Here is a 26,574-nt window from a genome sequence, read left to right on the forward strand (position 1 = left end):
GTCCCACTGATAGGACAGCAGTATGCAAGACCTCAACGACCTCCTCTACTTCGCCCGCGTCGTCGAAGCCGGCGGCTTCGCCCCGGCCGGCCGGTTGCTCGGCATTCCCAAGTCGCGCCTGTCGCGGCGCGTCGCCGAACTGGAACAGCGCCTCGGCGTGCGCCTGTTGCAACGCACCACGCGCAAGCTGGCGCTCACCGACGTTGGCGAGCGCTTCCTGCGCCATTGCCAGGCCATGCTGCTGGAGGCGGAACAGGCAGAGGAAACCGTCGCGACCCTGAGCGTCGAACCGCGCGGACGTCTGCGGGTGTCCTGTCCGCAAGTGGTCCCGCGCTTCGAGGAAATCCTGCTGGCGTTCACCGCCGCCCACCCGCAGGTGCAGATCGAGGTGATGATCACCAATCGGCGCATCGACCTGATCAACGAAGGCATCGACGTTGCCCTGCGGGTGCGGACCAGCGATGACGAGGACCCGTCGCTGATCACCCGCCGCCTGTATCGAGCGGAAAGCGTGCTGGTCGCCAGCCCGGCGCTGCTCGACGGCCGCACCATCCACGAACCGGAGGAACTGCTGGCGCTGCCAGCCCTCGGCGCGCTCGAAGCGGATCGCAAGATCCACTACCGGATGCTGGATGCGCAGGGCAATCGCCGCGACATCGCACTGGAGGCACGCCTGGCCATCGAGGACTTCTCGATCCGCCGCGCGGCCGCGCTGGCCGGGCTGGGCATGACCCTGCTGCCACGCATGTACTGCGCCGAGGAGATGGACGAGGGCCGGTTGATTCAACTGTTGCCCGACTGGAGCATTCCTGGAGGCTACCTGCAGGCGGTCTATCCGCACCGGCGCGGTATGCTGCCGGCGGTTCGCGCCTGGCTGGATCACCTCAGCCAGGCGTACCAGACGCCACTCCCCCACCCGGTTTGAGGACGCCACCGTGACCGCTGATGAGATTGCCGCGTTCTGCCTGCAACTGCCCGGCGCCCGGGAGGACCTCAAGTGGGGCAGCAATCGGGTCTTCTCGGTGGCAGGCAACAAGATGTTCGCGATCCTCGACTTTCTCGGCGATGGGCTGGCCTTCAAGATCGGCGCCGAGCTGTTCCTCGGCTACGTCGATCGCCCGGGCATCCGCCCGGCGCCGTATCTGGCGCGCGCTTACTGGATCAGCATGAGTGCGCCCTACCCCATGCCCGATCACGAGCTGCGCGAGCTGCTGACCCGCTCGCACCAGCAGGTGGTGCGCAAGCTGCCGAAAGTACGCCAGGTGGGTTTGCTGCTCGATCAGTGAGACCACAGGTCGAGCAGCAGGTGGCCAATCAGCCGGCCGCCGGCGAGCCAGTCGGCCCAGGCCAACTGATGCACCAGGACGATGCCCCAGAAGATCAGCTGGAACGGCAGTTTGCGGGTCTTGTGGCGGAACAGCTGCTGTGCGAGCAGCGCGCCGGGCCAGCCACCGAACAGTTCGCTGAGGTGCAGAGTGTTCTCCGGAATCCGCCAGCCCCCCTGCTGGGCGCGCGCCTTGTCATGCCAATACAGCACGAAACTGAGCAGGCTCATCACGCCATAGGCCAACGCCGGCCAGAGCACGCCCAGCTCTTGCAGCAGGCGCAGCGTACCCAGCGTCGGCAGGACACACAGGCCGAGCAAGACCAGCAGCTTGCCCCCGGCGCCCTGCACACCTGCGCTTGCTTGGCGCGATTGCGCTGCGCGTGGCATCGGGATCAGCCCTTGACGGCCGTCCAGTCGATCCAGCCGAGCTGCCAGGTCAGCAGGATCAGCACGCCAAAGCCGATGCGGTACCAGGCGAAGGCCGCGTAGCTGTGGCTGCCGATGAACTTGAGCAGGGCTCGCACGGCGATCATGGCGAAGACAAACGAAGTGACGAAGCCGATGGCGAACACCGGCAGGTCGCCGGACTGGAACAGGTCGCGGTACTTGTAGGCCGAGTAGACCGCCGCGCCGACCATGGTCGGCATGGCGAGGAAGAACGAGAACTCGGTGGCAGCCTTGCGCGACAGGCCGAACAGCAGGCCGCCGATGATGGTCGCACCGGAACGCGAGGTCCCCGGGATCATCGCCAGGCACTGGGCCAGGCCGATCTTCAGCGCCTCCTTCCAGGTCATGTCGTCGACCGTTTCGGTGCTGATGACATGCTGGCGGCGCTCCGCCCAGAGCATCACCAGGCCACCCACCAGCAGCGCAGCGGCCACGGTGATCGGGTTGAACAGGTACTCGTGGATCAGGTCGGCGAAGGCCACCCCGAGAATCACCGCGGGGAAGAAGGCAATCAGCAGGTTGGCGGTGAAGCGCTGAGCCTGACGCTCTTTGGGCAGGCCGACCACGATGTCGAAGATCTTGCGCCGGTACTCCCAGACCACCGCCAGGATCGCGCCGAGCTGGATGATGATGTTGAACGCCATGGCACGCTCACCACCGAAGCCGATCAAGTCGGCGACGATGATCTGGTGGCCGGTGCTGGAAATCGGCAGAAACTCCGTCAGGCCTTCGACAATACCCAGAATCAGCGCCTGCACGGCAACCCAAAGATCCATGAAACCCCCAGTTGAATGGCGCTCAAGGCACCGCGATCAAATTCGTTCGTTATTGCTTGGCAGGAAGGAACGCGTCTAGCGTCGCCATTCCCGAAGTGAAGCCGCAGCGCAGTACCAATCAGGCAGGCGCACCGATTTGCCGCTGGGGCGCGGAGATGCTATCAGAGCTGTAGGGCAAACACCGCATGGATAAGACATGGACGGCATGGAGCATCAGGCAGTCGATCTGCGTGCTGCGCAGAACCAGGACCTGGTCTGGGATCTGGCGAGCCTCGCCCGGCGGGAAATGGCCGAGCGTTTCATTCGCCTGTTCGAGAATCGGCTGTGCGTGTATTCCGAATCGGTTGAACAGCTCTACACCAATTACAGCCTGCACTTTCCCAGTGACCTCGGCCGCAAGATGGTGGTGCTGCCGAACGCCTACGCCTTCCACGACACCCTGCACAAGATCGAAGCCGTCGCCGTACGCAAGACCGACCTGTGCGTCGTGCCGGGCTCGCTGCTGCAACGCAAGGGCCTGCTGCTGGGGCGCCTTACGGTAGACGGCGTGCTCTCACCGAAAACCCTGCCGTTCAAGCAGGCCCTGGCGCAGATCATCACCAATCAGAAGAAGCTCGGTGATGCCTTCCTACCAATCATGATGAAGGGCGACCTGCGCGAGTTCGACCAGCGCATGCCCTACATCCATCTGCATCGCCTGCAGGTGCAGAAGCTCACGCGCATCTCGGCATTCGAGCGCGACGATATCCAGTCGAGCATCACCCGCAAGCTGCTCGAGCTTTATCGTTTATCGGATGGATTGGCCTGCTGAATATTCCATAGGCCTTTAGTCCCAGAAAAAATCGCATTTGTTAACGCCGTGATACAGCGTCACACGATCGCAATTTCTCCTTTTATTACCGCTACTTATCGCTGCTGCTGGTACAGACGTACCCGCAGGCGGCAAAATTTTGACAAATTCCCCGCTTATTGGCGGCAAAACAAGTCAGGGCGAGATCAATTTAATATCAAAACAACATTGCGCTGCCGCACCGTCAAGAATGCGTAAGTTCAAAAATGAAACACTTGCCGCTCACTTGGCCTGCAAACCACGCAGCACTAAGCCAACAGCCCAAACAGCGGGCCTTGGGCTTTCGCCGCAGCTGTTACCACCGCGATACACCCAGCTCCTCTCTTTCTCGAGAAGCCGCACCTAACGCGCTGATATCCAACCAATAAATGAAACCGGCATAACTTCTGCGTAGTGACCGCACCGCTGCTGGATGCAGTTTTTTCACAGAGAAGTTAACGCAATGGATCGTTTAACTTTGACCCGAAAAGGACTTTTGCCCTGGGCCCTGCTTTCGGTCCTCACAGCCGATCTTTCCGCAGTACAGGCCGCCGACGGGGACATCGTCCTCTTCCGAGAAGTCCAGCCGCGCACGGCAACGCGTCAGCCGCTGGTTCCCGATCCCAATCCCCGCGTGGTCAATCCCCAGACCATGACGGAGGGCCCTGTCAAACAAGGCACGCAGACGACGAACATCGTCACGCGCAGCATGGGCAATGAGCTGAGCGACAGCGACTTTGCCGATGTCAGCTCCGGCAGCGGCCTGGCGATCCAGCGCAGCACCGCCGGCCAGGCGGTAGGTAGCACGCTGCTGTCCACGCCCAATGCCCAGCAAGGCATGCCAACCAGCTCGGCGTCGCACCAAGGCGGCGGGGCCAACAACGCCATCGCCGGACAGGTCAATCGCAGCATCCAGCAAGGCATGCGCCCGCTGCAGATGCTCGGAGGGCAATGACCATGCGCAGCCTCCTGTTCATGTCGCTGGGCGCCCTGCTGATCGGCCCAGCGCTCGCCGACAACGCCACGCCGCAGATGAACGCCACGATCCAGGCGGCCGGTCAGGCATACCGCGGCAATCTGATGACCAACCAGGCCGCCGGTGATCAGCAGCAGCAAGTCAACGCCCGGGCAATCGGTGCCGGTGATCACTCGCAGACCGCCATCCGCGTCCAGCAAGCCAATACCGCCATCGGCAATCGAACTGTCGACGCCCGCGCCAGCATTGGCGGCGCGGCGTACAGCCAGGGCAGCGGCGTGGTGGGCGTCAACCAGGGCGCCGGGGTGGCCAATCAACAGATCAATGCCTTCCGCCTGGAGCTCAATGCTCCGCCGGAAAGCCTGGACGACAGCGCTCTCGCCCAGAACGCTGCGCCAGTAACCAACTCCGGAGTAGGAGTGCCGCAGAGCGGCGAACGAACCGTCGAGATGGATGACGGTGCATTCGCAGGTAGTCGTGGGGTGGTGCAACTAAACCAGAGCGCCGGGGTTGGCAACCGTACTGCCAACAACCTGAGCATCCGGGTCGTGGATTGACCCTTTGTTTGATTTAGCACACACAACGCAAGGAGATGTATCCCATGAAATGCCAAATGATCCTTAAACCAGTTGTTGTAGCAATGGCCCTGGCGCTGTCCGCCGGAGCGTATGCGACCGGTGGTGGGGCGAGTGCGTCCGGCTCTACGGCTGAAGTGAAGGATGTGCAAACCAACAAGAACAACGAAGTCACCAACCATGAAACCAAAAACACCGCGACGGTAGGCGGTGGTGGCGTCGACGTTCAAACCAACGGCAACGCCGGTGTGAACGTGGTGGCCGGTGACAACAACCAACAAGCCAACGCAGCAGCCATCGCCACCGCTGACTCGCTGTTCGTGTTCGGCCAGAGCTTCGGTGGCAGCGCCAACGCCACCATCGAAGTCACGCAAAAAGGTCAGGACAACTACGTCGAAAACATTGGCACCCAGAACAATGCCTCTGTTGACGCTGACCTCACTGCAAGCGGCAACCTCGGCCTGAACGCCGCGGCTGGCAACTTCAACCAACAGAAAAACGATGTAGCGATCGCCAATTCCGAGACTGCTTACACCGCGACTGCTTCGATCGATGTGGACCAGGATCTGAATGGCAACGAGACCGAGAACAAAATCGGGACCGTTTACCCAGTTGAGGAAGCTGCTGACCTGCTCTCGGTCAACTCCGGCTTCTTCCCCTGGCCGCCACATCAGAACGACGACCCGCAAACTCCTGTCGTGAACAACGCCACCCTGAATGGCGCCGTCACAGTGTCGGGTAATGCCGGGATCAACATCGCCGCTGGTGCGGGCAACCAGCAGGTCAACTCCCTGGCCATCGCCGCAGGCTGCTCGGCCTGCCCGACCGGGAACTAATCCGAAGACCGCTGTTGGCAGCCCCGGGACCTTTCCGGGGCTGTCCTCTCTTCTTCGGAGGTCGCCATGTTGCGCTCAATTGCCTGCCTCACTGCTGTCCTCGCGATCTCGCTTGGCGGTCTCGCCAGTGCTCAAGCCGAACAGCGCGCCAAGCCCTTCGCCGTGCTACCTGGCGGCGGCCTTGCCTACAAAGCCGTGGTCAGTATCCGCGAACGGCGCTTCTCCAACCTCGTGGAGCAGAAAACCGACTTCAGCTGCGGCGCCGCGGCAATCGCCACCGTCCTCAATGAAGCCTATGGCTGGCGGCTCGAGGAGGAAGACGTCATCAAGGGCATGCTGGTCAACGGCGACGCCGACCTCATCGCCACCCAGGGTTTCTCCATGCTCGACATGAAGCGCTACGCCGAATCGCTCGGCTTGCGCGCCCGCGGTTATCGCGTTGGCGCCGACAAGCTGGAGGCGATCAAGATTCCCACGATCGTCTTGCTGAATGTGCGCGGCTACAAACACTTCGTGGTACTGCAGCGCACCGCCGATGACTGGGCCTACATAGGCGACCCAGTGCTGGGTCACAAGAAGATGACACTCGAGGAATTCAAGAAGGGCTGGAACGGCATCGCCTTTGCCCTGATCGGGCCGGGCTACGACCGCGCCAATGCACTGATGAGCCCGCCGGAGCCACTCACCGCGCGGAACAAACTGGATCGATTCAGCCCGGTAAAAGATGCAGAGCTGATGGAGTTCGGCTTTATCCAGAGCGACTTTTTTTAGTTTGCTGCTAGGGGCATGGTCGCCCCGGGAGTTTTGATATGGGCATCAAATCCGTGCTGGTGAGTTGCGCTCTGCTCGCCAGCCTCCCCGCTCACGCAGGCGGGCTGTTCCAGCCTATCGAATTGACCGATCCCGAGTTGGCCCAGTTGCGCGGCCGCTACGTCCTGCCGGATCGCATCATCAGCTTCGGCGTGACCATGACCTCCATGTGGCAGAACAGCGCCGGTCAGGTCATCGGCGCGCAGGTCAACCTGAACGTCGACGGCCGCTCGCAGCCGAGTCTCACCGTCACCGCCATCGATCAGAACATCGGCACCGGCACCGTGGTTGCCGGCAACGGCAACATCAGTGGCGGCGCCGGTTTGAACACGGTGCAGGGCATCGTGCAGAGCGTCCGAACAGCCGGCGATCTCAACAGCGGGCTGAACGACCTGAGCATCAATATTACCCGCAACAGCGGCGGCACCGTGCCACAGACCGGTGCCCCTCTGAACGGCAGCTTCAGCCGCAGCAACGATGCCGGTGCGGTGAGCATTACCCCGGCGGGCGGTGGATTGCAGATGGCGATAACGCCAACTAACGGCCAAGGCTTCGCGCAACAACAAATTGGCGCCGGAAATATTACCCAGCAAGCCAATATCACTGGCTCCGTTAATAATGTTCAGAACTTGGCCGCGCTCAATGTCGCACTTCGCGACAATCCCGGACTGAATAACGCGGCGAACTGTGCATGGGAACAACTGCGCGCCTTGCGCAAATCCGGTTATTGAACAAGTCTGACTCGACCATGTATGAAAAGGATGTTCAGCCATGCACGCTGCACGCAACTTATTGCTCACCGCGATCGTAGCGGGAATAACGACATCGAGCTTTGCGGCAGAAAGCCCAGAGGTTCAAGCCCTCCTGAATGAACTTGGCGAACTCAAGAAGCGCTACGAGCAACAACAGCAAGCGCTGATGGTGCTCGAACAACGCTTGCGCCAAGTGGAAGCCCGGCCCGCCGGAGTAGCCCCACAGCAAGCGACGGCTGTGGCCAAGGGGCCCTCGACAATTCAAAGCCAGAACAGCGCTGGCAGCGGATATGGCACCGCGCTCAAGGAAGATGCCGAGCCGGCGCCCGCCGTGGAAAACATCTATCAGGAAGCCAGCGGCTTCTTCGGCGGCGGAACCTTCAGTTTTGAACCGGGAATTACTTACAGCCACTACGATTCCCGGCAATTATTCCTCAATGGTTTCCTGGCCCTTGATGCGATATTTCTCGGCAACCTCGGGATTGATGAAATCAATGCCGACACTATCACTGTGGATTTAACCGGCCGATATAACTTCCTACAAAGATGGCAACTTGATATCAACGCCCCGATTATTTATCGGGAAACCACTTATGAATCTGCCGGCGCGGGCGGTTCTACTTCGACTATCAGTGAAGAAACCGTCACCGGCGATCCGCGCCTGGGCGACGTCAATATGGGTATTTCCTACAAGTTCCTGGACGAAGGCCCGAATCGACCCGATGCCGTGTTTTCGCTGCGCGTCAAAGCCCCGACCGGTGACGACCCCTACGGCATCAAACTCAACCCGGTGCCCGGCAACGACAACCTCAACGTCCCCGAAGACCTGCCGACCGGAAATGGGGTCTGGTCGATCACCCCCGGCATTTCCCTGGTCAAGACCGTCGACCCGGCGGTGCTGTTCGGCAGCCTGTCGTACACCTACAACTTCGAAGACAGCTTCGACGACATCAGCACCCAGCGCGGCGTAAAAGTGCCGGGCAAGGTGGATCTGGGCGACTGGTTTCAAATCGGCCTGGGTACAGCCTTCGCACTTAACGAACGCATGAGTCTGTCGCTGTCGTTCTCCGAGCTGTTCAGCCAGAAGAGCAAGATCAAGGCGGATGGCCAGAGCTGGCAGACCATCATCGGCAGCGACGCCAACGCCGCCTACTTCAACGTCGGCATGACCTTCGCCGCCAGCGACAAGCTGACCATCGTGCCCAACCTGTCGATTGGCATGACCCCGGACGCACCGGACTTCAGCTTCAGTCTGAAATTCCCCTACTACTTCTAAGCGCAGCCCTCAACGCATGGAGTCCGCCTCAGCGGATTCCATGCTTGTGCAGCAGCCGGTAGAAGGTCGGGCGGGAGATGCCGAGCAGGCGCGCGGCCAGGCTCAGGTTGTCGGCATAGCGGGCCAGCGCTTCGCTCAGCGCCTGATACTCGGCACGCCGTTTGTACTCTTCGAGGGTGATCAGCGCCGGCGCGGTGGGTGCGCTGCGCGACAGACCGAGGTCTTCCAGTTCGATCTGGCGCCCATCGGCAAGCACCTGGCCACGACGCACCCGATTGGCCAGCTCGCGCACATTGCCCGGCCAGGGATGCGCCTTCATCGCGTCCATCGCGTCATCGCTGAAACGCCGCGGACGCCGGCCGATTTCCTGGCTGTAGAGCTGCGAGAAGTAGTCGGCGAGCAGCGGGATATCACCGGGTCGCTCGCGCAATGGCAAGGTTTCGACCTGCAGCACATTCAGTCGATAGAACAGGTCTTCGCGGAACCGTCCTTCGGCAATGGCTTTCTCCAGGTCCATGTGGGTGGCGGCGAGGACGCGGACGTCCACAGGGATGGCCTGCGTACCGCCGACCCGCTCGAGCTGTCTCTCCTGCAGGACGCGCAGCAGATTGGCCTGCAGATCGAGGGGCAGATCGGCGACTTCGTCGAGGAACAGCGTGCCACCGGCAGCGGCCTCGAAGCGGCCGATCTTGCGCTGGTGCGCCCCGGTGAACGAGCCCTTCTCGTGACCGAACAGCTCGGACTGAATCAGGTGCTCCGGAATCGCCCCGCAGTTGACCGCCACGAAGGGTCCGCGACTTCGCCGCGACTGGCGATGCAGAGTCCTCGCCACCAGCTCCTTGCCAGTCCCGCTTTCACCGTGGATCAGCACGGTCGAGTCGGTGGCGGCCAGCTTGGTGATCAGCTTGCGCAGCTCCTCCATGGCGTGGCTCTGGCCGAGCAGCTCGCTGCCCAGTTCCTCGTTGATCGCCCGCCCACGCCCACGCAAGCGCGCCATGCCGAAGGCGCGGCCCAAGGTGACCTGCACGCGTTCGACATCGAATGGCAAGGTGTGGAAATCGAAGAACCACTCGCTGATGAAATCGCCGACACCCTTGGTGCGCAGCGCATCCGGGCTGAGCACGGCGATCCATTCGGTGTTGCTGTGGCGGATCAATTCCTTGATCCGCTCGGGACGCGCCAGCTGCGCGGTCTGCAAACGCAACAAACCGACATCGCAAGGCGGCGGCGCCACGCTGTCCACAGCGCAACTGGAGACCTCCCAGCCCGCTGAACGCAGCTCCGGGAGAAGGGTGAGACAGTCAGCACAAGGGTCGACGACTAACAAACGTCGAGCCGAATCCACCACGTCGAACATTCTTTTTCCCTAGCGTCTAAGTAGCTCAATTCCATTAAAAACAGCCGCTTGTGTTGGCTTAATTGAGGCTAGCCTGTTTTTTGACGCGTCTAGGATGCTTTTCTCATAAAGCTAGATTGCTCATAACGAAGGAGAGGCTGGCCGCGTGCCATGCCGGCCAGTTGCCAATGTGCGGCGCTTCGCATAACGTCCGGGCGAATAAGAACGTGACAAGGAAGTACTCATGCGGATTCTCCGTCGCCCCGTGCCGCTGCTGATTGGCGCCCTGGTGATCGCCCTCGCCGTACCGGTCTACTACATCGCCCGCCCCAATCTGCCCACCTACAGCGCACCCAGCGAGCTGCGCCACCTTGATCAGTGGAGCGATGCGGCGCGCCAGACCTACTACTACACGCCGCAAGGTACCCAGGTGAAAGGTCTGCGCTACGACTGGTTCGTCGCCCTGGAACTGCCCTTCTCCCGCGATAAGTTCGCCACGCCGGATTACCTCGCGCGCTTCGGCTTCCTGATCGATCCGCAGCAACAGCCCAGCGATCTCAACCCCGGCAATCTGCCCGTGGGCTTCGCCCATCACACCGATATCGATTCCGGCGAGCAGTTCCTCGACATCACCTGCTCGGCCTGCCACACCGGCGAGTTGCGCTACCAGGGTAAGGCGATTCGCATCGATGGTGGCGCAGCGCTGCATTCGCTGGCCTCGACGGTGCCGACCCTGCGCGGCGGCGGCTTCGGCCAGGCGCTGGGCATGAGCATGGCGTTCACCTACTACAACCCGGTGAAGTTCAATCGCTTCGCCAAGCAGGTGCTAGGCGCCCGCTATGACGAGGAGCGCGGGCAACTGCGCCGCGACTTCAAGGCGGTACTCAACCGCCTGCTGGGCACCGCCTACAACGACTGGCACCGCGACCTGTATCCCACCGAAGAAGGCTTCGGCCGCACCGATGCCTTCGGGCGCATCGCCAACAGCGTGTTCGGCGAGGCCATCGACCCGCACAACTACCGGGTGGCCAATGCTCCAGTCAGCTACCCGCAGCTGTGGGACATCTGGAAGTTCGATTGGGTGCAGTGGAACGGCTCGGCCATGCAGCCGATGGCGCGCAACATCGGCGAGGCGCTCGGCGTCGGTGCGACCCTGCAGATGTTCGATGACAACGGTCAGGCCATGCCGGAAGCCGAGCGCTACGCCTCCAGCGTGCGACCGCGCGATCTGCACACCCTGGAAGAAACCCTCAAGCAGCTGAAACCGCCGGCCTGGCCGGAAGACGTGCTCGGGCGCATCGACCTGGAACTGGCCAGCCGCGGCCAGGCGCTATTCGCCGAGAACTGCGCCTACTGCCATGCGCCCGCGCCCAAGCCGCAGGACCAGCGCTACGCCGCGGATCGCGATCCGGAGTGGCGCATGCGAGTGGTGCCGATCAGCATCGTCGGCACCGACCCGACCGCCGCCAACAACATCGCCGATCACCGCTTCGACATCAGCAAGCTCGGCTGGACCCAGGACGAGTTGGGCAAGCTCGGCGTCAAGCTGTACGGCGCACCCACCGAGCCGCTCGATTTCGCCAGCATCTCCAGCGCCAAGGGCCTGGCCTACATCACCGCCTACGTGGAGAACCGCGCCTACCAGGACGCCGGTATTCCCGCCGCCGAGCGTCCCGTCATGGATGGTTTCGGCCTGCCGATCGGCGTGCAGGAGAAACGCGGCTACAAGGCGCGGCCACTGGACGGCATCTGGGCGACCCCGCCGTTCCTGCACAACGGCTCGGTGCCGACGCTGTTCCAGCTGCTCTCCCCGGTCCCTGAGCGGGCCAAAGAGTTCTGGGTCGGCAACCACGAGTACGACCCGAAATTCGCCGGCTACCAGGCGGAGCAGTTCACCGGCGGTTTCCGCTTCGACACCTCGATTACCGGCAACAGCAATGAAGGCCACGAGTTCCGCGATGGCTGCCGCAGCCAGGGCGTGATTGGCCGCGGCCTGCAGCCCAACGAGCGGCTGGCGCTGATCGAGTACTTGAAGGTACTGGGCAACAGCGCGCTGGAAGCCAAGCTCACCCCGGTCCAGCCCAAGCCCTGGACTCCCGGCCCCACTTGCCAAAGCGTCAGCACCTCGAGCTGAGCCCGGCCACACCTGCAGATAAGGAATTCTCATGCTTAAACGATTCTGGCTTTGGCTCGGCCGCCTGTTGGGCCGCCTGATCGCCACGCTGGCAGTCCTCGGCCTGCTGGGCTGGGGACTGGGCTCGCTGTATTACGCCTGGAAGTTTTCTGGCCCGGTGTCCACCGAGGAACAGATTCCGGCCGGTGAAGCCGAGCTGACCCGCTCGATCATCGAAGACGCGGTGCGTGTCGTCGAACAGCACCGCGACAACACCCGGGTGCTGCGCGATGCCCACGCCAAGGCGCACGGCTGCGTGCGCGCCGAGGTCAGCGTCGCCAGTGAGCTGCCGCAGACCCTGCGCCAGGGCGTGTTCCAGGAGCCCGGCAAGACCTGGCAGGCCTGGGTGCGCTTCTCCAACGGCAACGCCTACCCGCAATTCGACCGGGCGCGTGACGCACGCGGCATGGCAATCAAGCTGCTCGACGTACCCGGTCAGCCGCTGATGACCGGCCCAGGCGGGCAGAGCCAGCAAGACTTCGTGATGTTCAACAACACGGCGTTCTTCGTGCGCGACGTCGCCGAGTACAAGAGCAACTTCGCCGCCCAGGCCGACGGCAAGAAGGTGCTGGCGTTCTTCCCCAGCTGGGACCCGCGCACCTGGGAGGTCCGCCACCTGCTGATCGCCCTGCAGACCCTCAGCCCCGCCCCGGAAAGCCCGGTGCAGACCACTTACAACTCGATCGCGCCGTTCAAGTTCGGGCCGCACAACATCAAGTACCGGGTCATCCCAGCGACCGGCAGCTGCCCCGGCTACCAGGCTCAGGAACAGAACCGCGACCTGCCCAACTTCCTGCGCAACGCGTTGTACCAGCAGCTCTCGCTGGATCGCGTGCCAGCCTGCTTCGAGCTGCAGGTGCAGCGGCAGAACCCTGAGCATTACATGCCGATCGAAGACCCCAGCGTTGAGTGGGACGAGTCGATTTCACCCTTCGAAACGGTCGCCAGCATCAAGGTCGCCGCCCAGGACTTCGACTCGACCGAGCAGAACCGTTTCTGCGACGACCTGTCGTTCAACCCCTGGCACGCCTTGCCGGAGCACCGCCCCATCGGCGGCATCAACCGCCTGCGCAAAGCGGTCTACGAGGCGGTCAGCGCCTATCGCCACGAGCGCAACGCCGCACGCTAGAGCGGCCCAAACGGCGCTCAAGGTGTGAAACTCCTTGAGCGCCGTCACGTAACTGCGGCAAATACAACATTTTTCGCATTCTTATGTGACTCTTCAGTCAACTCCGATCATCCATTGAGTAACGGCCTAGCATCGATATGCGCTGCTAGTCGCCTACTGCCTTGGGTAATTTCGGAGAATCCGCATGAACGCCCCACTCCGTTTCAACGAAGCTCTGCTGATCGCCGGTCGTGCTTTCCAACCGTTCCAGTGCGTTGCCTGGTCCGCCCAGGACGGTACTGGCGAGCTCAGCCTGACAGTCATCGACCGCACCAGCACCCGCCTGCTCGGCCGCACCCAGCTGTCCAGCAGCATCTACAGCGATCCGGAACAACTGGCCCGTGAACTGAAAAAGTCGCGCGCCGAACTGTGCAGCCAAGGCTATGACCTCGCCCCCTGGGACATGCCTGAGTAAATCGATGCAGCAACAAGAACGGGTGGCCAGCGAGCCACCCGTTTTTGTTTGAACGAACCTCCGCCGCGCCTGCCCGTCTACTCAATAAGGACCCCGGACGGAGCACGCCCCATGAGCCAGCCCCTGAGCCTCGATGTCGCGATCGGCATCGTCGAGCACGCGTTTCTCCCCCAGCGCTGCGAAACCCGCCAGGACCGCGAAGACGCCAGCTTCTCGGTGCACGTCTTCGATGACCGCGGCGCCGAACTGCTCTCCCACACCCACGTCGCGCGCAGCCAATACAGCGATCCGATTCGCCTGGCCGCGCTGATCGAACTCTCGCGCCTGGAGCTGAGCAAGGACGGCTATCCGCTCACGCCCTGGTCGATGCCGGGCGGGCGCTGAGCATGCAGCCCTTCGATTGGCAGCGCATGCTGCTCGACCAATTCCCCGCGGCGTTTCTTGGCGAAGTGGCGTTCCGCGCACTGGTCGCCTACCTGCTGGTGTTCGCCTTCCTGAAGATCTCCGGGCGGCGCGGGGTTCGACAACTCTCGCTGTTCGAGCTGGTGGTGATCCTCACCCTCGGTTCCGCAGCCGGCGACGTGGCGTTCTACGACGACGTGCCGCTGCTGCCGATTGTCGTGGTGTTCATCACCCTGCTGCTGCTCTACCGCATCACTACCTTGCTGATGAAGATCAGCCCGCGCTTCGGCAACTGGGTCGAGGGCAAACCGCTGGTGATCATCCGCGACGGGCTGTACGAATTCGACGTGCTCGACCGGCAGAACATCTCCAGCGACGAGTTCTTCATGGAGCTGCGGCAGAGCGGCATCGAGCACCTCGGCCAGGTGCGTCTCGGCATCCTCGAGGAAGACGGCAGCGTCAGCCTCTACCAGTTTGTCGACGGCGACGTGCGCGCCGGCCTGTCGGTGATGCCCCCGGCCTTGCGGCCGCGCTTCGACAAGATTCCCCACGCCGCCCTGTATGCCTGCGATCACTGCGGGCACCCGCAGCGCCTGGCCACCGGCCCCGCCCCCAAGTGCCCACGCTGCGATCGCTGCCTATGGAGCGAAGCGATGGGATGCGCGCAATGAGCGAGCAGGTGCCGCCGCTCGCCCGCGGTCAGCGCCCGGTGCCGGACGACGAAAGCCAGGACACCGGCACCGTGCTCTGCCCCAGCCTGCCGGCCGACCTGCGCTACGTCGACGACCGCCAGCCGGGCCTGCGACGCCGCAAGCTGCGCGGCAAGTTCGTCTACTTCGACGCCAATGGCGAACGCATCCGCGACCCGGATGAAATCCGGCGCATCAACCAGCTAGCTATCCCTCCGGCCTACACCGAGGTGTGGATCTGCGCCGATCCCAACGGCCACCTGCAGGCGGTGGGCCGCGATGCCAGGGGACGCAAGCAGTACCGCTATCACCCGCGCTGGACCGAAGTGCGCGATGCCGACAAGTACGAACGGCTGCTGGACTTCGGGCGCGCCCTGCCCAAGCTGCGCCAGCAGGTCGACACCGATCTCGGCCTGGCCGGCCTCGGCCCGGAGAAGATCATGGCCACGGTGGTCGCCCTGCTCGACTCGACGCTGATCCGCATCGGCAACCAGCGCTACGCCGAGGAAAACAAGTCGTTCGGCCTGACCACCCTGCGCAACCGCCACGTCGAGGTGAAAGGCAGCGCCATCCAGTTCCACTTTCGCGGCAAGAGCGGCATCGAGCACAAGGTGCGCCTCAGCGACCCGCGCCTCGCCCGCATCGTACGGCGATGCCTGGAGCTGCCCGGCCAGCAGCTGTTCCAGTACCTCGACGACAACGACGAACGCCGCACCCTGACCTCCACCGAAATCAATGGCTACCTGCAAACCCACGCCGGCAGCGACTTCTCCGCCAAGGACTACCGCACCTGGGCCGGCAGCGCCGTGGCGCTCGAACGCCTGCGAGCGCTCGATCCGGAGGAAGGCGGCAAGCAGCAGGTGATCGAGGTGGTCAAGGACGTCGCGCGTTTGCTCGGCAACACCCCGGCGATCTGCCGCAAGTGCTACATCCATCCGGCCATCGTCGAGGCCTTTCTCGATGGCCGCCTCAAAGGCCTGCCGCTCGGCCGCGCACGCAAAGGGCTCCGCAGCGAGGAGAGCCTGCTGATGCGCTTTCTCGAGCAGCTCAACGGCAGCTGATGGCCAATTTGGCCATATTTGTGCGAAGGCTGACATTGTTGCCAGCAGCCACCGACGGCACACTGAGCGCATCACCGCCGGAGTGCCGCCATGGACGCTGTCCGCCAGATCGCCTGCCTGATCTTCCCCGATGTCATGAGCCTCGACGTGGTCGGGCCGTTGCAGGTGTTCGCCTCGGCTAACGCCGAGCGGCAGCGCCAGGGACTGCCGGCCGCCTACACCTTGCGCCTGCTCGCCGCCGAGGCCGGTCCGGTCGCCACCTCCGCCGGGCTGCGCCTGCATGCCGACCAGGCATGGCGCGAGGTGGATGCCCGCGAACTGGATACCTTGCTGATCCCAGGCGGCCTGGGCGTCGACGCTCAGCGTGCTGACCTGGCGTTGCTCGCCTGGCTGCACGGCGCGGAAACTCAGGTGCGGCGGCTCGGCTCGATCTGCTCCGGGGCGCTGATCCTTGCCGCCGCCGGCGTGCTCGACGGCCGCCCGGCGACCACCCACTGGGCCGACACCGATGAACTGCAGCGCTGCCACCCCGCCGTTGTGGTGCAAGGCAACCGGCTGCACACCTACGACCCGCGCAACCGCGACGGCGACGCCCATGTGTTCACCTCGGCGGGCGTCACCGCTGGCATTGACCTGGCGCTGGCGCTGGTCGAAGCCGACCTCGGTCGCGCCATCGCCCTGGCCGTGGCACGGCGCCTGGTGATGTTCCTACGACGCCCCGGCGGGCAGACCCAGTTCAGCACCCTGCTGGCCCCGGAAACCGCGCGCCTGCCGCGCCTCGGCGCGCTGCTCGACTGGTTGCCAGGCAACCTCGGTGGCGACCTGTCACTGCCCGCGCTGGCCGAGCGCGCCTGCCTGGCGCCGCGCACCCTGTCACGCCTGTTCGTGCAGGAGCTGGGCATGAGCCCGGGACGCTACGTCGAACGCCTGCGCGTCGAGGCGGCCCGCGCGCTGCTGCAGGACGCACAAATGTCGATTGCCACCATCGCGCGCCTGACGGGCTTCGGACACCCGGAGAACCTGCGGCGAACCTTTCACAAGCACCTGGCCGTCAGCCCCCAGGAATACGCCGAACGCTTCGGCTGATCAGGAGAACCCCATGCTGCAACTACGCCCGAACTGCGAATGCTGCGACCGCGACCTGCCCGGCGACAGCGAAGAAGCGCTGATCTGCTCGTTTGAATGCACCTTCTGCCCGACCTGCGCCGAACGCCTCGGCTTGCGCTGCCCCAACTGTGGCGGCCGTCTGCTGGCGCGACCGCCGCGCAGCGGGGCGGCACTGGAGCGCCACCCGGCCTCGACCGAGCGAGTGCTCAAGGCGGATGGCTGCGCCGCTGTACTGCAACCTTCCTGACGGAGCGACTCCCATGCTGCTTCTGCACAACTCGGCGATTCGCCTGCTGTTCGCCGGCCAGGCGCTGTACTGGTCCTGCGCGATCATCAACATCACCCTGGCGGCGCTGGTCGGCATTCAGCTCGCACCGGCCACGGCACTGACCACCCTGCCGCTGGCGCTGATGGTGCTCGGCAGCCTGTTCAGCGTGCAGCCGCTGTCCTCGTTCATGCAGCGCCACGGCCGCCGCCCGGGGCTGATGCTCGGCGCCAGCGCCGGGGTGTTGGCCGGCCTGCTCTGCGCGCTGGGCATCACGGTCGCCAGCTTCAGCCTGTTCTGCCTCGGTTGCCTGGCCCTGGGCGCCTATCAGGCGTCGATGATGTACTACCGCTTCGCCGCCCAGGAGGCGGTCAGCGACGCACACAAGGGCCGCGCCACGGCCTACGTGGTCGCCGGCGGCGTGCTGGCCGCGCTGCTCGCGCCGAGCCTGTTGCTCTGGTCGCGGGATGCGGTGGGCCTGCCCTTCGTCGGCGCCTACCTGGCTCTGGCAGCGCTCGCTGCGCTCGGCTTGGCGCTTATGGCCTGCCTGCGTGAAGGCGCCGCGCCAGTGCCAGGCAGCGCCGGGCTCGCGGTGATTCGCCAGCTGCTGGGTCGTCCGGCGGTGCGCGCGGCAATTGCCACTACCGCGGTCGGCCACGGGCTAATGATTCTGGTGATGAATGCCACCCCGCTGGCCATGCGCTTCTGCGGCTTTCCAGTGGAGGTCAGTGCGCAGGTCATTCAGTGGCACAGCCTGGGCATGTTCCTGCCCGCGTTCGTCGCCGGGCCGCTGGTCGACCGCTTCGGCAGCCGCCGCATTGCGGTGCTGGGTGCCGTCACCCTGCTGGTCAGCGCCGGCATCGCCATCAGCGGCGTGAGTCATGCGCAGTTTCTGCTCAGCTCGTTTTTGCTCGGCCTCGGCTGGAACCTGATGCTGGTCGCCGGCACCACCCTGCTCGGCGAAGGCCATAGCGCCAGCGAGCGGGGCCAGGCCCAGGGGCTGATGGAGCTGGGTAACGGCTCGGTCGCCGCCCTCGCCTCGCTGGCGTCCGGCGCGCTGGTCAACGGCATCGGCTGGGGTGCGGTGAACCTGGCCATCCTGCCGCTGGTCGCCATCGCCCTGCTGATGCTGCTGCCGGCCCGCCGCGCCGTGCTCGCCCAGCCCTGAAACGCAGAAGGCGGCCCGAGGGCCGCCTTCTGTTGCTGCACGATGCGCCTTAGTAGTAGGCGTTTTCGCGATTGCTGTGGTCGGTCACGTCACGCACGCCTTTCAGCTCGGGAATGCGCTCGATCAGGGTCTTCTCGACACCGTCCTTGAGGGTCAGGTCGACCTGGCCGCAGCCCTGGCAACCGCCACCGAATTGCAGCACGGCAATGCCGTCGTCGACCACTTCGACCAGCGATACCTGGCCGCCGTGGCTGGCCAGACCCGGGTTGATCTCGGTCTGCAGGTAGTAGTTGATGCGCTCGTTGAGCGGGCTGTCTTCGTTGACCATCGGCACCTTGGCGTTCGGCGCCTTGATGGTCAGCTGGCCGCCCATGCGATCGGTGGCGTAGTCGACGACCGCGTCTTCGAGGAACGGTTGGCTGATCGCGTCGATCCAAGCGGTGAAGCTCTTCAGCGCCAGCGGCGAATCGTCGTGCTTCTCTTCGCCGGGTTTGCAGTAGGCGATGCAGGTTTCGGCGTACTGGGTGCCGGGCTGGGTGATGAAGATACGAATGCCGATGCCCGTGGTGTTCTGCTTGCTCAGCAGATCGGCCAGGTAATCGTGGGCAGCGTCGGTAACAATAATGGCGCTCATGGCAACTCCTCGCGAACGTGCGCGCAGTTTACGCCAAACGGCCCGCGCGAAAAAGTCCTAGTGTTTTTGTCAAGAAATATTCGCAACTGCCGGCGCGTCGCCCCGCGCATCCCACCAGCCCTGCAGGCGCTGGTACAGCGACCGCTCGAGCCAGACATAGCTGAGCCAGGAACCGGCGAGGATCAACGGCACGCACAGCGCCACGGTGAGGTAGCTGTTGAGCTGGAAGCGCCGGCACAGGTACCAGCCAAGGCTGAGCACCAGCACATGCAGCAGGTACACCGAGTAGGACCAGTTGCCGAGCGCCTTGAGCACCCGACTGCGCTGCAGATACGGCTCCAGCGCCACGCAGGCGACCACGATCAGCGCACTGGGCAGCCCCCAGTGCAGCAGACGCTGCGAGCTGTCCAGGTGATAGAGCGCCAGCAGTGCGGCACCGAGGATCAGCAACGGCAGCCACAGGCCCTGGCCGATCCAGCCGCGCCGGTAGAGCATGCCGATGCCCAGGCCGAGCAGGAATTCGTAGACGATCTGGTTGTGGTAGAAGCCGCTCAGCACGCCGCTGCGCGTCAGCCCTTCGCACACCGCCACCAGGGCAGCCGCCACCAGCAGCAGGCGGAAGCGCTCCGGGACCAGGAACACCAGGGCGAACAGCAGGTAGAAGAGCATCTCGTAGTTCAGCGTCCAGCCCACGCCGAGGGTCGGGTACAGACCGTAGCCGGCGGGATTTTCCGCCGGGATGAACAGCAGCGAGCGCAGGAAGTGCGTCCAGTCGAACGTCTGCCCCGGCACCAGCGGCTGGGCGAACAGGATGATCAGCGCCATCGCCAGGCTGTACAGCCAGTAAGCCGGAACGATCCGCGCGGCGCGATTGAACAGGAAGCGGCCGACCGGCATGTCCTTGCCCTGGGTCGACAGGTAGATCACCAGACCGCTGATCACGAAAAAGATGTCGACGCCCACCGCGCCCTTATCGACGAACAGCTGGCCGGCAGTACTGCTGGCCTTGAAGTCGAAAAAAATCTGCATGACGTGGTGCATCACCACCATCCACGCCGCAATGGCCCTGAGTGCCTGCAAAGAAACCAGCATGCTGTCGACATCCTCCAACGGCTCTCGATGCGCAGCGGCATCGGGGTTTAGCGGCGTTGCGAGGGTGCGGTGCGCGCGGCCGGCCTTATTGGTCCGACCGCGGCACTCTGGAAAAGATCGATAAAAAACCGTGTGTTAGCGCGACGAACGAAACCGACAAGGGTGCCCTACCCTCGCCGCGTCCGGCGGCAAGGGCTGCACGGGAGTCAATCAGAGGTTGCCGTAGCGGTTCATGTCCAGCACCCCGGCTTCAACCGGATCGGTCTCCTGCAGGTAGGCGCTGAGGTCATTGAAGTAACGCCAGAACTGCGGGTTGGAGCGGCGAATGCCCCAGCGCTCGACCACCTTGTCCAGCGCCGGCTGGTCCTGCACCCGGGCCAGCGCATCGACGAACACCGGCACCTCGTCGGCGCGCAGGTTGAACAGGAAGTTCGGGTAGCTGGTCAGCACCCCGGGATACACCGTCAGGGTGTCCAGGCCGGGCTGGTAGCGCAGGTCCTCGCCGAGCATGAAGGCCACGTTGCTGTGCATGCGGTTGCGCAGCAGGCTGTAGATCTCGCGCTGCCCGTCGGCCAGCTCGACACGCAGCAGAGTGGCTTCCGGCAACTGATTGATCACCCGCAAGCCGGCGGCCGGCCGGCTGGCCAAGCGGCTCAGCGCCTGCTCGACCTGCTGCAGCGCCGCCGGTGCGCGCCCGCGATAGCAGTTGCCGTCGGTGCAGCGGTTGATCGGATCAGGTCGCGCGTTCAACCCGGCATAGCGCTGCAGCAACTGCTTGGCGAAGTCCTGCTGCGGCTGCTGAGCCGGCAGCGCCAGGCCACTCGGGCTGTTGTCATCGATGCTCTGGTAATCCAGCCACATCTTCAGTTTGCCGCTGTTCTGGTACCAATCCGACAGCAAGGCATCGCGCGACTCGGCCGGCATCAGGCGGAGGAAATTCACTTCCGCGCCGTTGCGGATCAGGTCGAAGTACAAGCGCGTCTGCGCCTGGTGCGAGACGTTGCCAAACACGTCGAAGTTGACCACCAACTGGTAGTAGGTGCGTTCGAGCAGCGGGTAGTCGAGCAGCCACATGGTCTGCGGAATCTCTCCGATCAGCCCCTTGCGCACCGAGGCGCTGTCGTACTGGCGGAAGATCGACAGCAAGGCATTGTCGTTGCCCGCCCAGATGTCTGCCCAGCCGGGCGGCGGCGCATCGGCGTAGGCGTCCTTGCGCAGCTCTTCATAGTCGTTGCGCTTGTCTCGGTAGGTCTTCCACAGCCCCAGCACGTCGCCGATGTCGTCGAACTGGCCGGGCATCGCCAGCAGCGGAGTGGCCTGCGCGCGGTAGTTCGGATCGGTGAGGTACAGGTCGTGCTGCGGGTCCTGGAACAGCGCCCAGAAGTTGTCACGGATCACGTCAGTGGCGATCTGCCCACGGCACACCGGACCGCGAATGAAGGTGCGCACGAAGTACTCGGCGTTATCCAGCATGAACTGGTAGCGCGCCTGGGCCGGAATCGCCTGGAAGGTCTCGAACGGATTGGCCCGGCGCTGCGCGCCGTAACCGGGAATGGCGTCCACAGTCCAGTCACCGCTGAAGAACAGCTGCTTGGTGCGCGCCAGCTTCCGTGGACTCAGCGGATAAGTGATGTGGGTCTTGTGTACGATCACGCCCTGGATCGGCCACAGGCGGTAATAGAACTGGCTGCCGGGGTCCTCATTCGGCCGCCGCGTGGCAATCGGGTCGATCGGCTGGCCGCTCGGTGTGCGCGAGCGCATCAGCTGGAAGAAGTGCCCGGCTTCGCCGCCTTCGAAGTACAGGTGGGCGAGGAACAGGTGCTCGAACAGCCAGCGGCCGACCAGCGTCTCGCGGGCGCCTGGCGCGTTGAGCAGGTTTTCCCATTCGGCGATCTGCTGCTGTTCGGCGGCGCTCGGCTGCAGCGCCTGCTCATCGACTGGCGCGCCCTGCTTCAGCCAGCGCTGCACGGTCGCGTATTCGGCATCGGTGAGGCCGGCCACGGCGAACGGCATGCCGGCGTGGGCGAACTTCTTCGCGTAGGCGTCGAACTCGCCCGGCAGCGGGCACTGGTTGCTGCGCTCGATGCGAATGTCCAGATCGCTCGGCAGCTTGGCATTCGGCGTCGGCGGGTTGGCGCGGCCCAGCTCGAGCATGCGCGCCATCAGCGCCGCCTGACCGCCCTGAGCGTCGAGCACCGACTCGAAGCCCTTCTGCCGCCAGGCTCGCTCGCCCTGCGCATCGAAATACAACCGCGTGGTCGGCTGCGCCTTGGTGCGCGCGCCGTCGTAGACCAGCGCCTTGCTGGCACCGCGCTGCACGCCTTCGCCACTGCCCAGGTTGAGCTGGCACGGCGCGTCATAGCAGGCATGGCAGGCCACGCACTTCTGCGTGAGGATCGGCTGCACCTCGCGGCTGTAGGAGACATCGGCGGCTTGCGCGGTGATCAGGACAGACAGCGACAACAACAGGGCGACAAGCGCGCGCAACAGCATGGACAGCTCCAGACAGACGATTCACACGGATTCTAGCGGGTGCGAGGGCCCTGACACGACCCAGGCTTTAGTCGTGAACATGAGCCGGATTCATGCAAATGGCGGACAAGCTCGAAATGGCTAAGGTTTTGTTATCATCCCGACCCTTTGTCATCGCCTCACTTAGGTAGTTCATTCCATGGTTCCCACCGATCGCAGCGCCCGCCTCCAAGCCCTTCAGCATGCCCTGAAGCAACGCATCCTGATCCTCGACGGCGGCATGGGCACCATGATCCAGAGCTACAAGCTCGAAGAAGAGGACTACCGCGGCACGCGCTTCGCCGACTGGCCAAGCGACGTGAAGGGCAACAACGACTTGCTGCTGCTGTCCCGCCCGGACGTCATCCAGGCCATCGAGAAGGCCTACCTGGACGCCGGCGCCGACATTCTCGAGACCAACACCTTCAACGCCACCAAGGTGTCCCAGGCCGACTACGGCATGGAAGAGCTGGTCTACGAACTGAACGTCGAAGGCGCGCGGCTGGCTCGCCAGGTGGCCGACGCCAAGACCCTGGAAACCCCGGATAAGCCGCGCTTCGTTGCCGGCGTGCTCGGCCCAACCAGCCGCACCTGCTCGATCTCGCCCGACGTCAACGACCCCGGCTACCGCAACGTCACCTTCGACGAACTGGTGGAGAACTACGTCGAGGCCACCCGTGGCCTGATCGAGGGCGGCGCCGACCTGATCCTGATCGAAACCATCTTCGACACCCTCAATGCCAAGGCGGCGATCTTCGCCGTGCAGCAGGTGTTCGAAGAGGACAATGTCGAACTGCCGATCATGATCTCCGGCACCATCACCGACGCGTCGGGGCGCACCCTGTCCGGGCAGACCACCGAAGCGTTCTGGAACTCGGTAGCGCACGCCAAGCCAATCTCCGTGGGCCTCAACTGCGCCCTCGGCGCCAAGGAATTGCGCCCGTACCTGGCCGAACTGTCCGCCAAGGCCGGCACCCATGTGTCCGCCCACCCCAACGCCGGCCTGCCCAACGCCTTCGGCGAATACGACGAAACCCCGGCGCAAATGGCCGAAGTTGTCGAAGAGTTTGCTGCCTCGGGCCTGCTGAACATCATCGGCGGCTGCTGCGGCACCACCCCGCCGCACATCCAGGCGATCGCCGAAGCCGTGGCCAAGTACTCGCCGCGCGTGATTCCGGACATCCCCAAGGCCTGCCGCCTGTCCGGCCTCGAGCCGTTCACCATCGACCGCAATTCGCTATTCGTGAACGTCGGCGAGCGCACCAACATCACCGGTTCGGCCAAGTTCGCCCGGCTGATCCGCGAGGAGAACTACACCGAAGCCCTGGAAGTCGCCCTGCAGCAGGTGGAAGCCGGCGCCCAGGTAATCGACATCAACATGGACGAAGGGATGCTCGATTCCCAGGCGGCCATGGTCAAGTTCCTCAACCTGATCGCCGGTGAGCCGGACATCTCGCGCGTCCCGATCATGATCGACTCCTCCAAGTGGGAAGTGATCGAAGCCGGCCTGAAGTGCATCCAGGGCAAGGGCATCGTCAACTCGATCTCCATGAAGGAAGGCGTCGAGCAGTTCAAGCACCACGCCAAGCTGTGCAAGCGCTACGGCGCTGCTGTGGTGGTGATGGCCTTCGACGAAGTCGGCCAGGCCGATACCGCCGCCCGCAAGCGCGAGATCTGCCAGCGCAGCTACGACATCCTGGTCAACGAAGTCGGCTTCCCGCCGGAAGACATCATCTTCGACCCGAACATCTTCGCCGTGGCCACCGGCATCGAGGAACACAACAACTACGCGGTCGACTTCATCGAGGCTTGCGCCTACATCCGCGATCATCTGCCGCACGCCCTGTCGAGCGGCGGCGTATCCAACGTGTCGTTCTCGTTCCGCGGCAACAACCCGGTGCGCGAGGCGATCCACTCGGTATTCCTCTACCACGCGATCCAGAACGGCCTGACCATGGGCATCGTCAACGCCGGCCAGCTGGAAATCTACGACGAGATTCCCAAGGAACTGCGCGAGAAGGTCGAGGACGTCATCCTCAACCGTCACGAAGGTGGCACCGAAGCCCTGCTGGCGATCGCCGACAACTACCGTGGCGACGGCAGCGTCAAGGAAGTCGAAGACGAAGCCTGGCGCGCCCTGCCGGTCGGCAAGCGCCTGGAGCACGCACTGGTCAAAGGCATCACCGCGTTCATCGTCGAAGACACCGAGGAGTGCCGCCAGCAGTGCGCGCGGCCGATCGAGGTCATCGAAGGCCCGTTGATGAGCGGCATGAACGTGGTCGGCGACCTGTTCGGCGCCGGCAAGATGTTCCTCCCGCAGGTGGTCAAGTCCGCCCGCGTGATGAAGCAAGCGGTAGCCCACCTGATCCCCTTCATCGAGGCGGAAAAAGGCGACAAGCCGGAAGCCAAGGGCAAGATCCTCATGGCCACGGTCAAGGGCGACGTGCACGACATCGGCAAGAACATCGTCGGCGTGGTGCTCGGCTGCAACGGCTACGACATCGTCGACCTCGGCGTGATGGTGCCGGCGGAGAAAATCCTGCAGACCGCCATCGCCGAGAAGTGCGACATCATTGGCCTGTCCGGGCTGATCACCCCGTCGCTGGACGAGATGGTCCACGTCGCCAAGGAAATGCAGCGCCAGGGCTTCAACCTGCCGCTGATGATCGGCGGGGCGACCACCTCGAAGGCGCACACCGCGGTGAAAATCGACCCGCAGTACAGCAACGACGCGGTGGTGTATGTCACCGACGCCTCGCGCGCGGTCGGCGTCGCCACCCAGCTGCTGTCGAAGGAACTCAAGGCCGGCTTCGTCGAGAAGACCCGCGCCGAATACGTCGAAGTGCGCGAGCGCACCGCCGCCCGTGCCTCGCGCACCGAGCGCCTGAGCTACGCCGACGCCCTGGCCAACAAGCCGGCGTTCGACTGGAACCTCTACAACGCGCCGAAGCCGAGCTTCACCGGCGTGCAGGTACTGGACGACATCGACCTGCGTGAACTGGCCAAGTACGTCGACTGGACACCGTTCTTCATCTCCTGGGACCTGGCCGGCAAGTACCCGCGCATCCTCACCGATGAGGTGGTCGGCGAAGCGGCGACCTCGCTGTTCAACGATGCCCAGGAAATGTTGACCAAGCTGATCGACGAGAAGCTGATCAAGGCCAAAGCGGTGTTCGGCTTCTGGCCGGCCAACCAGGTCAACCACGACGACATCGAAGTGCGTGACGATCACGGCAAGGTCATCGCCCGCCTGCACCACCTGCGCCAGCAGACCATCAAGCCGGACAGCAAGCCGAACCTGTCGCTGGCCGACTTCGTCGCGCCCAAGGAAAGCGGCATCACCGACTACGTCGGCGGCTTCATCACCACCGCCGGCATTGGCGCCGAGGAAGTGGCCAAGGCCTACGAGGCCAAGGGCGACGACTACAACGCGATCATGGTCAAGGCCCTCGCCGACCGTCTTGCCGAAGCCTGCGCCGAATGGCTGCACGAACGCGTGCGCAAGCAGTACTGGGGCTACGCCCGCGATGAGCGGCTCGACAACGAGGCGCTGATCAAGGAGCAGTACAAGGGCATCCGCCCTGCCCCCGGCTACCCGGCCTGCCCGGACCACACCGAGAAGGCGGCACTGTTCAAGCTGCTCGATCCGCAGGAAACCAGCGGCGTGACCCTCACCGAGCACTACGCCATGTTCCCCGCCGCCGCGGTCAGCGGCTGGTACTTCGCTCACCCCGAGGCGCAGTACTTCGCCGTCGGCAAGGTCGACAAGGATCAGGTGGAGAGCTACAGCAAACGCAAGGAACAGGACCTCGCCGTCAGCGAACGCTGGCTGGCGCCGAACCTGGGCTACGACTACTGAGTCCAAAGGCCAACGACGATGCCCGCCCCTGGCGGGCATCGTCGTTTTGGCCTTGACCGATTAGTCGCACACCGCCTAGACCTAGCCAGA

25 protein-coding genes are annotated in these 26,574 nt (G+C 64.0%); 19 read left to right on the forward strand and 6 right to left on the reverse strand.

Annotation, left to right across the window (positions count from 1 at the left end; genetic code table 11):
• Nucleotides 1-22 precede the first annotated feature (22 nt).
• Nucleotides 23-925, forward strand: a complete 903-nt coding sequence (locus JQX08_RS14860; RefSeq protein WP_205349177.1) for a LysR substrate-binding domain-containing protein — start codon at nt 23-25, stop codon at nt 923-925.
• Nucleotides 926-935: 10 nt separating this feature from the next.
• Nucleotides 936-1,286 carry an MmcQ/YjbR family DNA-binding protein gene (locus JQX08_RS14865; RefSeq protein ID WP_205349178.1) on the forward strand — a complete coding sequence of 117 codons (351 nt, stop codon included), beginning with the start codon at nt 936-938 and terminating at the stop codon, nt 1,284-1,286.
• On the opposite strand, the gene JQX08_RS22255 is transcribed toward JQX08_RS14865, so the two are convergent.
• Both JQX08_RS22255 and JQX08_RS14875 read right to left on the reverse strand, forming a co-directional pair.
• On the reverse strand, nt 1,280-1,675 hold the full coding sequence (locus JQX08_RS22255; protein WP_346727598.1) for a DUF1294 domain-containing protein: 396 nt from the start codon (nt 1,673-1,675) through the stop codon (nt 1,280-1,282). The two genes, JQX08_RS14865 and JQX08_RS22255, sit on opposite strands and share 7 nt — an antisense overlap.
• A 44-nt stretch (nt 1,676-1,719) precedes the next feature.
• Entirely contained in the window at nt 1,720-2,550 is an 831-nt protein-coding gene (locus JQX08_RS14875) for an undecaprenyl-diphosphate phosphatase (protein ID WP_205349180.1), read from the reverse strand.
• Nucleotides 2,551-2,746: 196 nt separating this feature from the next.
• Between JQX08_RS14875 and JQX08_RS14880 the strand changes: the two genes are divergently transcribed.
• The 7 genes from JQX08_RS14880 (at nt 2,747) to JQX08_RS14910 (ending at nt 8,604) form a co-directional block, all read left to right on the forward strand.
• Entirely contained in the window at nt 2,747-3,361 is a 615-nt protein-coding gene (locus JQX08_RS14880) for a hypothetical protein (protein ID WP_205349181.1), read from the forward strand.
• A gap of 481 nt (nt 3,362-3,842) precedes the next feature.
• Nucleotides 3,843-4,334: a hypothetical protein gene (locus JQX08_RS14885; protein ID WP_239482191.1), complete on the forward strand. Its 492-nt coding sequence runs from the start codon at nt 3,843-3,845 to the stop codon at nt 4,332-4,334.
• Between the two features lie 2 nt (nt 4,335-4,336).
• Nucleotides 4,337-4,912 carry an adhesin gene (locus tag JQX08_RS14890; protein WP_205349182.1) on the forward strand — a complete coding sequence of 192 codons (576 nt, stop codon included), beginning with the start codon at nt 4,337-4,339 and terminating at the stop codon, nt 4,910-4,912.
• A 44-nt stretch (nt 4,913-4,956) separates the two neighbouring features.
• Nucleotides 4,957-5,766, forward strand: a complete 810-nt coding sequence (locus JQX08_RS14895; RefSeq protein ID WP_205349183.1) for a heme utilization protein — start codon at nt 4,957-4,959, stop codon at nt 5,764-5,766.
• 66 nt (nt 5,767-5,832) lie between these two features.
• Nucleotides 5,833-6,537 carry a C39 family peptidase gene (locus tag JQX08_RS14900; protein WP_205349184.1) on the forward strand — a complete coding sequence of 235 codons (705 nt, stop codon included), beginning with the start codon at nt 5,833-5,835 and terminating at the stop codon, nt 6,535-6,537.
• A gap of 38 nt (nt 6,538-6,575) precedes the next feature.
• Nucleotides 6,576-7,307, forward strand: a complete 732-nt coding sequence (locus JQX08_RS14905; protein ID WP_205349185.1) for a hypothetical protein — start codon at nt 6,576-6,578, stop codon at nt 7,305-7,307.
• Nucleotides 7,308-7,347: 40 nt separating this feature from the next.
• On the forward strand, nt 7,348-8,604 hold the full coding sequence (locus JQX08_RS14910; RefSeq protein ID WP_205349186.1) for a hypothetical protein: 1,257 nt from the start codon (nt 7,348-7,350) through the stop codon (nt 8,602-8,604).
• 28 nt (nt 8,605-8,632) lie between these two features.
• Here JQX08_RS14910 and JQX08_RS14915 read toward each other — a convergent pair whose 3' ends face one another.
• Nucleotides 8,633-9,961: a sigma-54 dependent transcriptional regulator gene (locus JQX08_RS14915; RefSeq protein WP_205349187.1), complete on the reverse strand. Its 1,329-nt coding sequence runs from the start codon at nt 9,959-9,961 to the stop codon at nt 8,633-8,635.
• Between the two features lie 223 nt (nt 9,962-10,184).
• Here JQX08_RS14915 and JQX08_RS14920 point away from each other — a divergent pair, with 223 nt between their 5' ends.
• The 9 genes from JQX08_RS14920 (at nt 10,185) to JQX08_RS14960 (ending at nt 18,388) form a co-directional block, all read left to right on the forward strand.
• A complete protein-coding gene (locus JQX08_RS14920; RefSeq protein ID WP_205349188.1) occupies nt 10,185-12,074 on the forward strand; it encodes a di-heme-cytochrome C peroxidase in 1,890 nt (629 codons plus the stop codon).
• A gap of 31 nt (nt 12,075-12,105) precedes the next feature.
• Entirely contained in the window at nt 12,106-13,242 is a 1,137-nt protein-coding gene (locus tag JQX08_RS14925) for a catalase family protein (RefSeq protein WP_205349189.1), read from the forward strand.
• A gap of 184 nt (nt 13,243-13,426) precedes the next feature.
• A complete protein-coding gene (locus JQX08_RS14930; protein ID WP_205349190.1) occupies nt 13,427-13,696 on the forward strand; it encodes a hypothetical protein in 270 nt (89 codons plus the stop codon).
• Nucleotides 13,697-13,807: 111 nt separating this feature from the next.
• On the forward strand, nt 13,808-14,080 hold the full coding sequence (locus tag JQX08_RS14935; RefSeq protein ID WP_205349191.1) for a DUF1652 domain-containing protein: 273 nt from the start codon (nt 13,808-13,810) through the stop codon (nt 14,078-14,080).
• A gap of 2 nt (nt 14,081-14,082) precedes the next feature.
• On the forward strand, nt 14,083-14,769 hold the full coding sequence (locus JQX08_RS14940) for a YetF domain-containing protein (protein WP_205349192.1): 687 nt from the start codon (nt 14,083-14,085) through the stop codon (nt 14,767-14,769).
• Nucleotides 14,766-15,848, forward strand: coding sequence for a DNA topoisomerase IB (locus tag JQX08_RS14945; RefSeq protein ID WP_205349193.1), 1,083 nt, complete (start codon nt 14,766-14,768; stop codon nt 15,846-15,848). Before JQX08_RS14940 ends, JQX08_RS14945 begins: the two co-directional genes overlap by 4 nt.
• A 90-nt stretch (nt 15,849-15,938) precedes the next feature.
• Complete coding sequence (locus tag JQX08_RS14950; RefSeq protein WP_205349194.1) at nt 15,939-16,934, forward strand: GlxA family transcriptional regulator; 996 nt, start codon at nt 15,939-15,941, stop codon at nt 16,932-16,934.
• A gap of 13 nt (nt 16,935-16,947) precedes the next feature.
• Nucleotides 16,948-17,202: a DUF1272 domain-containing protein gene (locus JQX08_RS14955; RefSeq protein ID WP_205349195.1), complete on the forward strand. Its 255-nt coding sequence runs from the start codon at nt 16,948-16,950 to the stop codon at nt 17,200-17,202.
• A 16-nt stretch (nt 17,203-17,218) separates the two neighbouring features.
• A complete protein-coding gene (locus JQX08_RS14960; RefSeq protein ID WP_239482202.1) occupies nt 17,219-18,388 on the forward strand; it encodes an MFS transporter in 1,170 nt (389 codons plus the stop codon).
• 49 nt (nt 18,389-18,437) lie between these two features.
• On the opposite strand, the gene nfuA is transcribed toward JQX08_RS14960, so the two are convergent.
• The 3 genes from nfuA to JQX08_RS14975 form a co-directional block, all read right to left on the reverse strand.
• Nucleotides 18,438-19,022, reverse strand: coding sequence for a Fe-S biogenesis protein NfuA (nfuA, locus tag JQX08_RS14965; protein ID WP_205349197.1), 585 nt, complete (start codon nt 19,020-19,022; stop codon nt 18,438-18,440).
• A 69-nt stretch (nt 19,023-19,091) separates the two neighbouring features.
• Complete coding sequence (locus JQX08_RS14970) at nt 19,092-20,114, reverse strand: acyltransferase family protein (RefSeq protein WP_205349198.1); 1,023 nt, start codon at nt 20,112-20,114, stop codon at nt 19,092-19,094.
• Between the two features lie 210 nt (nt 20,115-20,324).
• On the reverse strand, nt 20,325-22,607 hold the full coding sequence (locus tag JQX08_RS14975) for a fatty acid cis/trans isomerase (protein ID WP_205349199.1): 2,283 nt from the start codon (nt 22,605-22,607) through the stop codon (nt 20,325-20,327).
• A gap of 178 nt (nt 22,608-22,785) precedes the next feature.
• On the opposite strand from JQX08_RS14975, the gene metH reads away from it, so the two are divergent.
• The gene (gene metH, locus JQX08_RS14980; protein ID WP_205349200.1) at nt 22,786-26,484 is read left to right on the forward strand and encodes a methionine synthase; all 3,699 of its coding nucleotides are present in this window, start codon (nt 22,786-22,788) and stop codon (nt 26,482-26,484) included.
• The last annotated feature ends 90 nt before the right edge of the window (nt 26,485-26,574 follow it).

Source organism: Zestomonas insulae (assembly GCF_016901015.1).
In the GTDB taxonomy this organism is placed as follows: Bacteria; Pseudomonadota; Gammaproteobacteria; order Pseudomonadales; family Pseudomonadaceae; genus Aquipseudomonas; species Aquipseudomonas insulae.